Origin of the sequence: Rhodococcus jostii NBRC 16295, assembly GCF_001894825.1 — a bacterium.
In the GTDB taxonomy this organism is placed as follows: Bacteria; Actinomycetota; Actinomycetes; order Mycobacteriales; family Mycobacteriaceae; genus Rhodococcus_F; species Rhodococcus_F jostii.
On sequence record NZ_BCWY01000002.1, the window covers coordinates 154,030 to 167,329 of the forward strand.

Consider the following 13,300-nt stretch of genomic DNA (forward strand, 5'->3'; position numbering starts at 1 on the left):
CCCGTCACGTGCCGATCGGCTGACCGAGCAGGCTCGCGAGCGTGTTTCCGACGATCGACGACCACACGGGCCACGTCTTCTGGTCGAGAGCCATCGACCCCACGTCGTGGGTGGTGCACCCGGCGTCGGCCGGAACCCCGTCGAAACGGTCCCGCAGCCACATCAGTGCGCTCGCCGCGGCGATCGGTTCGAGCGACAGGTGCTCGCTGGCGTGGTCGCGGGTGTAGGTCACTCGGGCGTTCGGGTCCTGGCAGTAGGTGTCGACCAGGGTGTCGACCGGCCCGACCGGCACCAGCCAGTCCGGGTTCGCCTGGAACATGAACATCGGAACGTCCGGCACGCGGTGGCCCATCTTCGTCCGGTCGAGAACCGATTCGACCACCGGATCGCGCAGCGGGTCGCCGCTCAGGCTGTCGAACAGGCCCCTCAGATTCGCGAACGGCAGCAGGGCCGACTGATAGCTGACGCACAGGTTGCTCTTGGCGGCCAGGAGCTCCTTGCCGAGTGGGTTCAGATGATTGTCGAGATAGTCCGCGAGCTCGGGGTAGTCCCGGCTCACCCCGAATACGCCCCCCAGCACGATTCCGGCACCGAGATTGCTGTCCGCGAGATCGACCAGGGCGCCGAGGTCCGCGGGGATGCCGCCTTCGGCCGCGCCGACGACGTTCAGGTCCGGCGCGTAGCTCGCGTGGAGTTCGGCGGCGTGCCCGGTCGCGATCGCGCCTCCGGAGTAGCCCATCAACCCGACCGGAGTGTGCCGGCCCGTCAGGCCCAGCGGATCGAAGTTCTCCGCCGCACGGATTCCGTCCAGGGTGATGCGGCCCGCGAGGGGACCGGCCGCATACGCGGCGTTCGGACCCTGGTGATCCGGCATCACGACGGCCCAGCCCTGGGCGAGTGCGGCCTGGGCCTCGAGGAACTGCAGCGGTGCCACGATCTGACCGGTGAGCAGTGCGGGCACCGACCACTGCTGCAGTGCGTACGAGGCGGCGCAGTACTTGCCGAGCGAGTCCTCCGCAGGCTGGAGCGAGAGCAGATTGCGGACGCCGGCGATCGTGCCCCGGGGCTTGACGACCGTCGCGACCGCGGGGATCGGCTCGTCCCGCGAATTGTTGGAGCGGTACGACAGCTGCCACGCGTCGACGTCGACCGGAAGCACCGACAGGTTCGCGAGGCGCACTTCGCGGGCCGCGATGATCTCGCCCGGCTCGGCTGCCGCGACCACGTCGGCCGGCGGTTCGTAGAAGGCTCGGTCGGCATCGGGCCACGCCGGAACGACCGGGGCGGGCTGCACGTCCACCGAATTTCCGTCGTCGGCGGGAGCCCCGATCGCGGGTGCGGCAACGGCGAGCTGACAGCTCGCCAGCACCGCTCCCGCCAGCAGTATCCGGCGTCGCAGCGCCCTCGATCTGGTCATGTCGTCCTCCCCGGCCCGAAGTGAGACGTCCGTGTCTCACTTTGAGAGCAGACCCTAGATCACGCGTGATGCGTATCGCAATACTGGCGAGTAAGTTCGGCTCAGGACTGGTCGGTGACCAGCGCGATGAGCATCGTGCTCAGGACGTCCACCAGGATCGACGCGGCCGGCCGGGGGGAGGCGGTGCTCCAGTGGTGGGCGAGGTCGTTGACCGCGCCGATGAACGCGATCGACACCATCGCGAACCGCTCGGGCGGGTCGACGACGCCGCCGTCGATGGTGCGGGTGACCGCTTCGAAGAGTTGTGCCCACTGACGCCGGCGCTCGAGGCGGTACTGCTCGACCCGGGGGCCTGCCCCGACCACCTCCACGAAGATGATCTTCGCCCGCCGCTCGTCCGTGCCGACCGATTCGATGTAGGCCGTCATGACGGTGCCGGCGACGGTCCGCGGATCGCGCGAGGGCGCCGCCTCGTTCGCGGCGAGCACCGCGTCCCGGGCCTCGTCCTGAATCGTGTCGTAGAGAGCGAGCAGGATCTCCTCGCGGCTGCCGAACTCCTCGTAGAACTGGCGACGCGACAGTCCGGCGTGGGCGCAGATGTCGCTGATCGAACTGTGGGCGTAGGACTTCTCCGCGAAGACCGACAGGGCGGATTCGAGGAACCGGGCCCGGCGGGCCACGCGACGTTCGGCAACCGGCTGGCCGCTGTACGTCCGGTTCGATTCAGCTCTGACCACGTTCTCGAGCCTACGGTCACGGTCGGCGCGGTCCCGTCTCGGCTCACATCAGTTCGCGCATCCGCTCGTGCAGGATGATGCGCCCGGCGGCCTCGATCAGCGCGAGGTGGGAGAACGCCTGCGGAAAATTACCGAGATGGCGGCCGGTGCTCGTGTCGAATTCTTCGGCGTACAGCCCGAGGGGAGAGGACACGCTGAGCAGGCGCTCCATCAAATCGGTCGCCTCCTGTGTCTGTTCGACCACGGTCAGTGCCGAGACCAGCCAGAACGAGCAGATCAGGAAACTGCCTTCCTTGCCCGACAATCCGTCGTCGGTTTCGCCGGTGCGGTAGCGCAGGACGAATCCGTCCTCGGTGAGATCGTTCGCGATCGCGTCGACGGTGGCCCGCAGGCGTTCGTCCCCTCGGGGGAGGAACCCGAACACGGCGGCGAGCAGGGTCGACGCGTCCAGCGCCTCGGTGTCGTAGTGCTGGCGCAACACGCCCTTCTTCACACCGTGCTCGAGGATGTCGGCCCGGATCTCTTCGGCGGTGGCACGCCACGTTTCCTCGGCCACGCGGTCGCCGCGGATCCCCGCAATCTTCGACGCCCGGTCGAGCGCCACCCAGCACATCAGCTTCGACGACACGTAGTGCTGCGGCGCGCCGCGGGCCTCCCAGATTCCCTGATCGGGGTTGCGCCACACCGCGGACGCGCACGTCGCCTGCTGCTGCACGAGCGGCCACAGGCGGCGGGGGAGGCGTTTGCTGCGGACCGTGTGCAACAGGATCGAATCCAGGACGGCGCCGAACACGTCGTTCTGCCGCTGGTCGAACGCGCCGTTGCCGATTCGGACGGGACGCGCGCCCGCGTAGCCGGACAGGTCGTCCCGGGTGGACTCCGTCAGGTCGCGGCTGCCGTCGATGCCGTACATGATCTGCAGTGCGCCATCGGTATTCGACTCGAGGTCGGCGACGAACTGCATGAACTCGTCGGCCTCCCAATCGAGATTCAGGTAGTGCAGGGCCTGCAGCGTGAACGTGGAGTCCCGCATCCAGGTGTACCGGTAGTCCCAATTGCGTTCGCCTCCCGGGGTTTCCGGAAGGGAGGTCGTCAGAGCTGCGACGGTGGCGCCGGTCGGCATGTAGGTGAGGCCCTTGATCGTCAGGGCGGAACGCTGGATCGCCTCACGCCACCGGTGGTCGGGAAAACGCGCGTGACTGAACCACCGACGCCAGAACTCCGTCGTCGCATCGAGTTGCCCGGCAGCCTCTTCCACAGTTTGCGGTGCCACGAGATCCGCCGCCCACGTCAGGGCGCAGTACAGCGTCTCGCCCTTCTCCAGCACATGGCGGGCACGAACGCGCCCCCCTTCGATGCCGAGTGCCATGTCGGTCTGCAGGCGCAGGGTCTGACCCGCGCCGCTCGCGTCTGCGGTGTGCCGGCTGCCGCCCACGAGAACCCACTCCGCCGGTGTGCGCCCGTAGTCGAACACCGGCTCGCACACCAACTCCACCTCCACGCTGCCGTCGAGACAGGTGACCGTGCGAACCAGCATGTGGTCGGCGTCCTCGTCCGCGGGCGGACGGGTGTGGGGAGTGACGGTGTCCTCTCCCTTGCTCGGTCCCATCGTCAGCGCACTCCGCACGTTCACCCAGCCTGTCGGCGTGTTCCACACCACCGAAATGGTGTTGCTGCCCGGCTCGTACTGCCGGGACGCCGGAACGTTGAGGCCGAACGGCCCGATCCGGAACATGCCTGCCTCGCGGTCGAGGAGGGAACCGAACACACTGGGCGAGTCGAAACGGGGCACGCACAGCCAATCGACGGAACCGTCGGGAGCGACCAGCGCGCCGGTGTGACAGTTCGAGAGGAACGCGTAGTCCGCGATCGGCGGAAACGGCGACGGTGCCGCCGCGCTCTGGGGTGCGGCGTCGTCTTCCGAGGCAGTCGTCACGTTCGCGGCCCTCTTCCGGAGTGTTGGCTACCTCCATGCTGCGGATCGCGGCGCGCACGGTCATCACCCTGTTCGGGTGACCGGTGTCGTATCGACGCCGAATCCCCGCTCAGTCACCGAGCGGGGCGAGATCGAGCCGGCGCACACGATCCGGCTCTGCGATGACGTCGATCTCGGTGATCCTGCCGTCGACGATCGTGAAGGTGAGCACCACGTACGGTCGTCCGCGGGGAGCCATCACGAGCCCGACCGTGCCGTTCACCAGCGCGGTCTCGGTGGATCGCGCCCGCTCGGCGGAGGCGAGAGCGCCCTTGGCCACGACTCGGGCGCCGCGGATCACCAGGGGCGCCGGCGTGGGTCCGACCGCGGCGTCGGCCCGGAGCACGACATCCGGATCGAGCAGCGCGACGAGGGCGTCGAAATCGCCTGCGCGGGTGGCGGCCAGGTAGGCGTCGACGACGCGCCGCCGGCGATCCAGGTCCGCGGAGTCCGGGTCTGCGGAGTTCGGGGTCGGGGCGGCCCCCTTCACCCGTCGGCGGGCACGGCTGGCGAGTTGCCGTACCGCGGGGGAGGAGCGGCCCACGATGGGGGCGACGTCGTCGAACGGCACGTCGAACATGTCGTGCAGCACGAAGGCGAGCCGCTCGGCCGGAGTCAGCGTGTCGAGGACCACCAGCAGCGCCAGCCCGACGGAGTCGGCGAGCATCGCTTCGTGCTCGGGGTCGCCGCCTGCGTCGTGGCCGACGACCGGGTCGTGCGCCTGCACGTCGAGAGGTTCCTCGCGCCGCTGCTCGCGTGAGCGCAACACGTTCAGGCACACCCGCGACACCACCGTGGTCAGCCATGCCTCGAGGTTCTCCACATCGCCGGTGTCGGCGCGGCTCATCCGCAGCCAGGCCTCCTGGACGGCGTCGTCGGCCTCGCTCGCCGAGCCGAGCATCCGGTAGGCGACCGCCTGGAGACGAGGCCGATGTTCCTGGAAACGATCGGTCGGCACGTCGCGGTCGTCCACCGTGTCACATTCCTTCCTCGCGGCGTGTCTTGGCAGTAGACCCACCGACATCAGTCGTCGAACGAATTGGAGAGATCATGACATCACCCATTCTCATCACCGGCGGTACCGGCACGCTCGGGCGTCAGGTGGTCCCACTGTTGCGGGCGGCGGGTCGCGACGTGCGCGTGCTCAGCAGGCACACGAGCGAGTCCGGCGACGGCGTCGACTACGTGAGCGGTGACTTGTTCGAGGGCACCGGGATCGAGGCCGCAGTAGACGGGGTCGAGATCGTGCTGCACCTCGCGGGCGGACCGAAGGGCGACGAGGTCGCGACCCGGAATCTGGTGCACGCCGCCGCGGGAGCCGGGGTGCAGCACCTGGTGTACATCTCGGTGATCGGGGCCGATCGCGTTCCGCTCGGCTGGTTCGCGTCCAAGGCGGCCGCCGAACGGGCCGTCGCCGAATCGGGTCTGCCGTGGACGACGTTGCGCGCGGCCCAGTTTCACGACCTGATGCTGAGCATGATGCAGAAGATGACCAAGCTGCCGGTGATCCCGGTCCCGGGCGGACTGCGCTTCCAGCCGGTCGACTCGGGCGAGGTCGCGGCGCGGCTGGTGGAGCTGACGCTCGCACCGCCGGCCGGTCTGGTGCCCGACCTGCCCGGACCGACGGTCTACGGGATGGCCGATCTCGCTCGCGGATACCTGCGGGCGAACGGCAAGCATCGGCTGATGCTGCCGGTGCGGATGCCCGGAAAGGCCGGCCGCGCGTACCGGACCGGCGAGAATCTGGCGCTCGGCGGCACTACCGGCAAGCGGACCTGGGAGGGCTTCCTCGCCGCCGGTCAGGACGCCTGACTACCGACGTCCGCGAGCTTTCCGCGGAGGTCCGTGAGCGTCTTGGCCAGCAGCCGGGACACCTGCATCTGCGAGACACCCACACGCGCGGCGATCTGCGACTGGGTCATGTTGCCGAAGAAGCGCAGGACCAGCACGGTCCGTTCGAGGTCGGGAAGTGATGCCAGCAGAGGTTCGAGGATCACGTGGTCCTCGACGTGTGCGAGGGACGGGTCGACGTCGCCGACCGTCTCCGACAGCGGGCGCTCGCCCTCGCCGAGCGGGAAATCGACCGACAGGGTGCTGTAGGCGTCGGAGACCCGGAGTCCCTGCGCCACTTCGTCCTTGTCGATCCCCAGGGCCTCGGCCAATTCGCTCGCGGTCGGGGCCCGTCCGAGGGTGGTGGTGAGTTCGGTCGTGGCGTTGGTGAGAGAGAGGTGCAGCTCCTGCATGCTGCGCGGAACGTGCATGGCCCAGCCCGTGTCCCGGAAGTGGCGGCGCACTTCGCCGGTGATCGTCGGCACGGCGTACGACACGAAATTCTCTCCGCACCGGCCGTCGAAGCGGTCGACGGCCTTCACCAGACCGAGGCGCGCCACCTGGATCAGGTCGTCGAGTGGCTCCCCACGGCCGTGGAACCGTCGGGCGATGTGCTCGGCCAGCGGCAGGCATCGTTCGATCAGCCGTTGCCGCAGTATGTCGCGGCGGGGGTCGGTGGCGGCCAGACGGCCGATTGCCGCGCACTGCGCGGGCACGTCACGGTACTGGTCGCGCTCGCGAGACGCGGTGCGATGTGTCGGCTTGATCCGCGCTGGAATGCGGCGGATCTCGCAGGACGGTTCGACGAGCTGGGTGGACGCATTCATGGCTCTGCCCTTCTCTGACCGGCCGTCATCAGCGACGGCGTCGCTATTCGACGTGCGGCGACGGCGTCGCTATTCGACGAGTGCGGGGGACGTGTCGGCGGCCTCGTCGGCAAACATCGCCTCGATCCGGGCCTTGATTTCCTCGGTGCTCATCGTTGCTCCGCCTCGCGTGGCAGTGCTGGTGACGGAAGCGTGGGATGTGGAACTGGCGGGCATCAGCGCGGTGTCCTGTCGTGAGGGAAATGGGCGGGAATCGTGTCCGGTCAGGTCGGCAGAGACGAGAGGAGAGCCAGCGCGCTGAGGGCCAGCGTGGCGATCAGGCCGCCGGCGATCGCTCCGCCGCTGCCTGCGCCGAGGACCAGGACCTCGCCGTCGTGGGGCGTGTTCTCCGGATGGGGCGTGGTCATCGGTTCTCCTAGGTGCAAACTCGTGATGTGAACTTATCTGCGTTGAAGAATATAGATTTTGTTGTACAGCCCTTAGCGGGGAAGTTCAAGCCGAATCGGCAAGATTGCTGGTCGCGCCAGGTCCCTCCGCTCGCCGGTGACGGCGGGATTTCTCGCACTCGCAGGGGTCCTGACGTGGAGGTTTCGCCGCTACCGTGCGGTCTCGGAGGTGCGGTTCGGTGGTTCGCGATCGCGTTGGAAACTTTGTGTGACTGCGTGACCGCTCGTGCTGTCGGAGTGAGCTGCGTCGGCCGGTGAGGAGGCGCAGCGCTCGGTTCGGAGCGAACCTGCGCCCCCTGCGGCATATTGTGTGGTTCGAACCTTGATAGGATTAATCCGCCCTGAGAAGAAGGGAGACTCGGTGACGTCCTCTCATGTGCCGCTTCGTTCGCAGCGGGGTGTGTACGGAATCTCGGTAACGTCTGAGCTGACGGGTATCGGGCCGCAGACGCTGCGGTTGTACGAGCGGCGCGGGCTGATCACGCCGACCCGCACCGGTGGCGGAACTCGTCGTTACAGCGAGGACGATGTCGCGCGCCTGCACAAGATCACCGAACTCGTGGCCGCCGGCGTCAATCTGATCGGAATCGGTCAGATCCTTCGCCTCGAAGCCGAAAATGCTCTCCTCGCAGCGAGGAACGCCGAACTGGAGCAACTCCTACAGTCCGACGTTGCCGGCCGCGCCTGACAGGCGACCGACGGTCCGGTCGGCTCAGCTCGCGGACTGGTCGTTCGTGGGAGTGAACTCGTCGAACGACGCGTCGGCCGCCTGCCACTTACCCTCGGCCCTGATGTCCGCGAACGCGAGATCGAAAGCGTCGACCAGCCACGCGTGCTCCGCGGCGGCGAGCAGTTCGTCGGAAGCCCCGTCCGTGACACCCTGGTAGAGGCTGACCCGCCACGCGGACGTGTCGTCGATGCTGTCGGTGAGTCCGTCGGTTGCGTTGGACGCGAGAAGGTAGCGGTTGTATTCGAAATCGACCCGGATCGCATAGCCCGCACCGGTATTGACGACATTTGCCGGTCGCTGGGTGGCCGCCGCGAGTGCGGTGAGTGCGTCGCGGTAACGATCTGCGTGTTCCTGTGTGCGGGGCACGGTTCTCTCGTCTCTGGCGCAGAGGCCGTGGCGCTCGCAGCCACGACACCTCCACGAACCCTGCGAAAGCAGCCTCGGTTCGTGTTCGGTTCGGATCCGAGATTACGGCACGCGATCCCGGACTTCGCCGCAGCGGCCCGCCCGTGAACTGTGAAAGATGCAAAATCTATATCTCGTCAATCAGATTCATTTCATCTGTTTGATAACATCAGGTGTTCCTTAAGCAGAAGGGAGCCTGTTGTGACGATCGACGTATTGCCCCGCTCACGTCGCGGGGTCTATGCAATCGCGGTGGCGTCCGAGCTGACGGGCATAGGTCCGCAGACCTTGCGGCTCTACGAGCGCCGCGGTTTGCTCACACCCGCCCGGACCAGTGGCGGCACTCGCCGATACAGCGACGACGATCTGCTGAGGCTGGCGCGCATCGCGCAGCTCATGGAGGGCGGCGTGAACGTGGCCGGGATCCAGCGAATCCTGGCGCTGGAATCGGAGAACGCGGACCTGTCCTCCCGGCTCGAAGGGCCGGGCGGGCACACCTCGGCCGGGTGACGATCCCAGGTCGCCCACGACGTTCTCGAGTAGTGGGATCCCGCGAATCCGTCCTGTTCGCAGGTCACGACGGGTCCGGCGCCGCGCTCATCCGGCCAATCCATTCTTTTTACCTCGATGGGTTGAACTTCAGTGCTCAGCCGATACGATAAAATATGTATCCGCCAGAGCAGATAAGTTGACGATCCATTAAGGCTGCGACCGATGAATGCCACCGCGTCGCGGCAGGGAGAGAACAAGAGCAATGGCCGAACGAGACACACCTCGAGTCGTCAGCGCACTACCGCTGTAGATCGCGAACAGCGCGGGCCCGCACGAATCCGCCGACAGCGCCGTCCCGGTGAACGTCCCTCGTGTACCCCGACCTCTGGTCCGAACTTCGACTCCAGACGGGAATTCGAACCATGACCCTTGCCGCCCACAATGCTCTTCGCCGCGCACCCCGGCACGCGAAGAACGAGCCCGACGAACCCGACCGCCGCTTCTCGCTCGGCACCGCACTCATTGCTGCGCTCGTCGCCGCCGTGCCTGCGATGTCCGTGACCGGATCGGTGGTTCTCGCTGCCACTACCGCCGGGTCCGTCCTGGTCGGCGTCCTGCTCGCTGCGTTTCTCATCTCGAGCCTCATCTGACCGCACCCACGAACTGTCGAAGGAGAACATCGATGACCATCTCCACCGTCCCGACGCTCGTCACCCAGCTCCGTGCAGTACTCGACCTCACCAACACCGAAATCCAGGTGGCCGACACTCGTATCACCCAGGCGCGTACCGAAGCCGTCCGCCGGGAACTGACGCAGAACGCCGAGAACGGCCGCTCGCGGGCCGAAGCGATCGAACGTGCCATCCGCGACCTCGGGGGAGTGCCCGAGCTCATCGGCCCGCTGCTCGGTCGAGTGGCTGCGTCGATCAAGGCGATGGCGGAGCAGGCGCAGCCGTTCGACGAGGCGCTGCTCGGCGACCTCGCCCTGGAGCATCAGCTGCTCGACCGGGCGCGGTACGTGAAGGCTCTCGCGACCGCGGCGAAGAAGCAGGACGTCGTCCGGTTGGCGGACCGCCTGATCACCGCACACACCGCGACCGTCGAGTGGTTGACGACGGTGCTGGCGGAGGAGGCGCTCGGCGGTCCGACCGCCTTGCGGCGCACTCCGTTCCAGGCGGCGGCCGGCGCAACGGTCCGGCTGATCAACGTTCCCGTGTCGTGGTCGGCCCGCGGTATCGACCGTGCCGTCGACGCCGCGCGCACCACGCCGTCCATGCTGAGCACCCTGCTCGGGCGAGGCGCCCACGCCGGCGACGTCGCGGTGAAGACGCTGGCCGCCTCGCGCGACGCCGCCCTCGAAACGGCCGAGCAGGTCACCCGCAGCGAGGGCGCCGACGGGATCGCGGACGCGCTTCATTCGGCACGCGCCGCCGGCGGAGTCCTGGAGGCGGACGAGCTCCCGATCGCCGACTACGACGAGCTCAACGTGTCGCAGGCCGTCGCCGCGGTCAAGGAGTTGATCGACCCGTCCGACGTGCGCACCGTCGTCGCCTACGAGGAAGCCCACAAGGATCGCCACGGCGTGGTGTCGGCCGCTCAGACGCGACTGGCCGGCATCGCCCAGGAAGTCGCCGGTATCGGAAGCTGACGCATCACCTGTCGACGCACTGCCGCTCCCGCACTCGGTGCCGGCAGTGCGTCTCCATGCTGTGGTCGGGCGGGGGTCAGCAGGCTCCGGTCTTGGCGGCGTCGTAGGCCTGGATCATCTGGTCCTTGCGCTCCTGCGGAGCGTCCTTCCACTCGGCTGTCTCGGCCGACTGGGTGAACAGGTCGTCGAGGGCCTTCGTGCGGTCGAACGTCTCGCCGGTCTGCTGCGCGCGGGCCTCCGCGCCGTTCGCGTACTGGAGCAGTCCCTTGCACAGGTCCGCGACCGCGGGCAGATCGGCGGATGCGGCCTCGGTGGCCTCGCTCGTTGCGCTCGCCGTGGACTCGGCTTCGGTGGTGGTCGATTCGGAACTGCACGCCCCGAGCAGCAGGGCGGCAGGGATCAACAGCGCAACGATGGTTCGTGTCATGCGAAATACATACCAGAGGCGTGGGTCGGGCGCTGTCGGCCGGTCGGCCTACGCGCGAAGTGGCATCAGTGTCGCGAGCTGCCGGGCCACCTCGCCGGGCCGCTCACCCAGTTCGCTGACGACGACGTGATCCGCACCGGCCGCGAGGTGGCTGTGGACCCGCGCGACGATCGCGTAGGCGTCGCCCCAGGCCACCAGTTCGTCGACGAGCCGGTCGCCGAGTCCCGAGATGTCGGCGGCATCGAAGCCCATCCGCGCGAAGTTGGCGGCGTATCCGGGGACTCCGGACAGGAAGCCGAGCGGGACGCGGGCTGTCTGGCGGGCACGCCCGGGGTCGGTGTCGAGAATCGTCACGAGCGAGACGACGAGCGTCGCGTCAGGCCGAGGATGCGGCGGGCCTCGGCGGTGTAGTCGGGTGTGACGAGGAGCAGGACGGCTCCCGCGGCCCTATCCCGCGCGAGTTCCAGCTTGCGCGGGCCCAGTGCCGCCAGTATCCGGCGCTCCGCCGGCACCGGTGGGGCGGAGCGGTCGAGCCTGTCGAGGTACTCGTTCAACGCCCGGAGCGGCCGCGGGATCTGCGGGCCGCCCAGGCCGACGACGAACCGGTCCGGTGCGGTGGTCTGGAGATCGGCGTACAGCTGCGCGACGGCGTCGGCGCCGTAGACGTCGACGGGGATGATGCCCGTCGCCACGGGGATCGAGTCGGTTGCCGCGACGACAGCCGAGATGCGGTCGAAGCTGTCGATCTGACCGCCCCGCAACCAGATCGCCGAGTAACCGAGCGATTCCAGCCGCGCCGCCTCGTCGAGATGCGTGTCGTCCGGTGAGATGCTCAGCGAGATGCCGACGGGTCCGAGGTCCGCGATGCGAGTCATCACCCGACCGTAAAACCTCGAGTTCTGTTCAGGTCAAGGCGATCAGGCGGGCCCGAGCGTGTAGTCGACCCCCGGGCGGTCGCCCTTGCCCTTCAACCAGCGTCCCGGCAACTTGCCGGCCAGGTCACCGAGAGGCCCGACCGCGGCGCTGAGAACCCCCACCGTTTCCTGCAGCAGGTCGATGCTGGCGCTCATCCGCTCGAGGTTGGGCGCCAAGGCCGTCAACGTCTCGGACAGCGCCACGATCTGATCGAGCGGTCCGCCCTCGGCGATGAGACGTTCGAACGCGCCGCCCTCCGACAGCAGCGTGTCGAGGATGCCGTTCTCGGCGAGCGCCCGGTCCACGAGACCGCCCGGCGCCGTGAGCCGCTCGACGGCGCCGTCCTGCGCGGTCAACCGTTCGAGGGGTCCCTGCTCGGCGGTGAGGCGGTCGAGCAGACCGTCCTTGGCGAGGAGTCGCTCGAGCGTGCCGTCTTCGGCGAGCACCCGGTCGAGCGGGCCGTCCTTCGCGAGTACCCGCTCGAGCGGGCCGCCCGGTTCGAGCAGTCGTTCGAGGGTGCCGCCCTCCGAGGTGAGACGGTCGACGGGGCCGCCCGGGGCGAGGAGACGGTCGAGTGGACCACCCGGCTGGAGAGCCTGCCCGAGCGGCCGGTCGTTGGCCGCGAGCGAGGACAGCTGGCTGATCACCTGGAGCGGGCTGCCCTGGGTGCTCATGCCCGTGACCACACCGGTCCCCGCTACTGCCGTCCGGACGGTCATCAGGCTGGCCTCGGCGATTCCGAGACCGACATCGGCGGCCGCGAGACCGACGCGCACCGGGAGGGTCATCAACGACACCAGGTTCATGAGATTACTGTAACCCGCGACACACAAGCATCGAGCGACTCGATGCGGTCAGTGCAGAACCTTCAGTCCGACGACGCATCCGACGATGCCCAGGATCAGCAGGATCTTCACCAGCGACGCACTTTCGGTGCCGGTCACCATCGCGTACCCGACGGTCAGGGATGCGCCGATGCCCACCCACACCGCGTACGACGTTCCGATGGGGAGGCTGCGCATCGCGAAGGCCAGACCCGCCATGCTGAGAATCAACGCGACGCCGAAGACGACGCTGGGTCCGAGTTTGGTGAAGCCTTCCGACCGGCCGAGGGCGGTGGCCCAGACGGCCTCCAGGATTCCCGACAGCACAAGCACGATCCACGCCATGACAAACCTCCGGGCACCGTCTTGTCGCTGGCCGGGTACGGTGCGCTCGTCCGGATGTCGTGTCGACGGATTCCACGGTACCCAAGGATGCGCTCCGCGCCTGTGAGTGGTGAGCGACTCCACAGACTCGTCGGCCGCGCACGAGCGCGAATGCGCCTATTATTCCGCAGATCGATGCGGCCTCATTTATTGTCGAGCCCGACAGTGAATTCTGTGCGTATACCACGGAAGATAACGAGGCACACCATGATGCTCGGACTGCTTGCCGCAATCAACAGCGCT

Annotated in this window: 16 protein-coding genes, 1 pseudogene and 1 riboswitch; of the genes and pseudogenes, 5 read left to right on the forward strand and 12 right to left on the reverse strand. The window is 67.9% G+C overall.

Annotated elements, in window-relative coordinates; all coding sequences use genetic code 11:
* Positions 1 to 4 precede the first annotated feature (4 nt).
* From RJ1_RS02140 to RJ1_RS02155, 4 genes are all read right to left on the reverse strand, one after another.
* Entirely contained in the window at positions 5 to 1,417 is a 1,413-nt protein-coding gene (locus RJ1_RS02140) for a lipase family protein (protein WP_073358243.1), read from the reverse strand.
* A gap of 101 nt (positions 1,418 to 1,518) precedes the next feature.
* Positions 1,519 to 2,154, reverse strand: coding sequence for a TetR/AcrR family transcriptional regulator (locus RJ1_RS02145; protein WP_073358244.1), 636 nt, complete (start codon positions 2,152 to 2,154; stop codon positions 1,519 to 1,521).
* Positions 2,155 to 2,197: 43 nt separating this feature from the next.
* Positions 2,198 to 4,090: a glycoside hydrolase family 15 protein gene (locus tag RJ1_RS02150; RefSeq protein WP_073358245.1), complete on the reverse strand. Its 1,893-nt coding sequence runs from the start codon at positions 4,088 to 4,090 to the stop codon at positions 2,198 to 2,200.
* Positions 4,091 to 4,199: 109 nt separating this feature from the next.
* Positions 4,200 to 5,102 (reverse strand): sigma-70 family RNA polymerase sigma factor, encoded by a 903-nt coding sequence (locus tag RJ1_RS02155; RefSeq protein ID WP_073358246.1) that lies wholly within the window; start codon positions 5,100 to 5,102, stop codon positions 4,200 to 4,202.
* A gap of 77 nt (positions 5,103 to 5,179) precedes the next feature.
* On the opposite strand from RJ1_RS02155, the gene RJ1_RS02160 reads away from it, so the two are divergent.
* Positions 5,180 to 5,941 carry an SDR family oxidoreductase gene (locus RJ1_RS02160; protein WP_073358247.1) on the forward strand — a complete coding sequence of 254 codons (762 nt, stop codon included), beginning with the start codon at positions 5,180 to 5,182 and terminating at the stop codon, positions 5,939 to 5,941.
* On the opposite strand, the gene RJ1_RS02165 is transcribed toward RJ1_RS02160, so the two are convergent.
* The 3 genes from RJ1_RS02165 to RJ1_RS46660 all read right to left on the reverse strand — a co-directional run bounded on the left by RJ1_RS02165 (position 5,929) and on the right by RJ1_RS46660 (position 7,193).
* Positions 5,929 to 6,786, reverse strand: a complete 858-nt coding sequence (locus tag RJ1_RS02165; RefSeq protein WP_083400520.1) for a SigB/SigF/SigG family RNA polymerase sigma factor — start codon at positions 6,784 to 6,786, stop codon at positions 5,929 to 5,931. The genes RJ1_RS02160 and RJ1_RS02165 overlap by 13 nt on opposite strands.
* Positions 6,787 to 6,855: 69 nt before the next feature.
* Entirely contained in the window at positions 6,856 to 7,002 is a 147-nt protein-coding gene (locus RJ1_RS46655; RefSeq protein ID WP_162850340.1) for a hypothetical protein, read from the reverse strand.
* Positions 7,003 to 7,049: 47 nt separating this feature from the next.
* Positions 7,050 to 7,193, reverse strand: coding sequence for a hypothetical protein (locus RJ1_RS46660; RefSeq protein ID WP_162850339.1), 144 nt, complete (start codon positions 7,191 to 7,193; stop codon positions 7,050 to 7,052).
* 400 nt (positions 7,194 to 7,593) lie between these two features.
* Between RJ1_RS46660 and RJ1_RS02170 the strand changes: the two genes are divergently transcribed.
* Positions 7,594 to 7,920, forward strand: coding sequence for a MerR family transcriptional regulator (locus RJ1_RS02170; RefSeq protein WP_073358248.1), 327 nt, complete (start codon positions 7,594 to 7,596; stop codon positions 7,918 to 7,920).
* Positions 7,921 to 7,944: 24 nt separating this feature from the next.
* Here RJ1_RS02170 and RJ1_RS02175 read toward each other — a convergent pair whose 3' ends face one another.
* Complete coding sequence (locus tag RJ1_RS02175; RefSeq protein ID WP_073358249.1) at positions 7,945 to 8,328, reverse strand: hypothetical protein; 384 nt, start codon at positions 8,326 to 8,328, stop codon at positions 7,945 to 7,947.
* A 240-nt stretch (positions 8,329 to 8,568) separates the two neighbouring features.
* Between RJ1_RS02175 and RJ1_RS02180 the strand changes: the two genes are divergently transcribed.
* The 3 genes from RJ1_RS02180 (at position 8,569) to RJ1_RS02190 (ending at position 10,507) form a co-directional block, all read left to right on the forward strand.
* Positions 8,569 to 8,877 (forward strand): MerR family transcriptional regulator, encoded by a 309-nt coding sequence (locus RJ1_RS02180; protein WP_073358250.1) that lies wholly within the window; start codon positions 8,569 to 8,571, stop codon positions 8,875 to 8,877.
* 404 nt (positions 8,878 to 9,281) lie between these two features.
* Positions 9,282 to 9,509, forward strand: coding sequence for a hypothetical protein (locus RJ1_RS02185; protein WP_073358357.1), 228 nt, complete (start codon positions 9,282 to 9,284; stop codon positions 9,507 to 9,509).
* A gap of 32 nt (positions 9,510 to 9,541) precedes the next feature.
* Positions 9,542 to 10,507, forward strand: a complete 966-nt coding sequence (locus RJ1_RS02190) for a hypothetical protein (protein ID WP_073358251.1) — start codon at positions 9,542 to 9,544, stop codon at positions 10,505 to 10,507.
* A gap of 76 nt (positions 10,508 to 10,583) precedes the next feature.
* On the opposite strand, the gene RJ1_RS02195 is transcribed toward RJ1_RS02190, so the two are convergent.
* The 4 genes and pseudogenes from RJ1_RS02195 to RJ1_RS02210 all read right to left on the reverse strand — a co-directional run bounded on the left by RJ1_RS02195 (position 10,584) and on the right by RJ1_RS02210 (position 13,018).
* Positions 10,584 to 10,934 (reverse strand): hypothetical protein, encoded by a 351-nt coding sequence (locus RJ1_RS02195; protein ID WP_073358252.1) that lies wholly within the window; start codon positions 10,932 to 10,934, stop codon positions 10,584 to 10,586.
* 48 nt (positions 10,935 to 10,982) lie between these two features.
* A pseudogene (locus RJ1_RS48765) lies at positions 10,983 to 11,809 on the reverse strand (TIGR03620 family F420-dependent LLM class oxidoreductase).
* Positions 11,810 to 11,851: 42 nt separating this feature from the next.
* A complete protein-coding gene (locus RJ1_RS02205) occupies positions 11,852 to 12,655 on the reverse strand; it encodes an ABC transporter (protein WP_073358253.1) in 804 nt (267 codons plus the stop codon).
* A 48-nt stretch (positions 12,656 to 12,703) separates the two neighbouring features.
* Positions 12,704 to 13,018 carry a DMT family transporter gene (locus tag RJ1_RS02210; protein ID WP_073358254.1) on the reverse strand — a complete coding sequence of 105 codons (315 nt, stop codon included), beginning with the start codon at positions 13,016 to 13,018 and terminating at the stop codon, positions 12,704 to 12,706.
* A 10-nt stretch (positions 13,019 to 13,028) separates the two neighbouring features.
* Positions 13,029 to 13,090, reverse strand: a riboswitch (guanidine-III (ykkC-III) riboswitch).
* Positions 13,091 to 13,300: the final 210 nt, after the last annotated feature.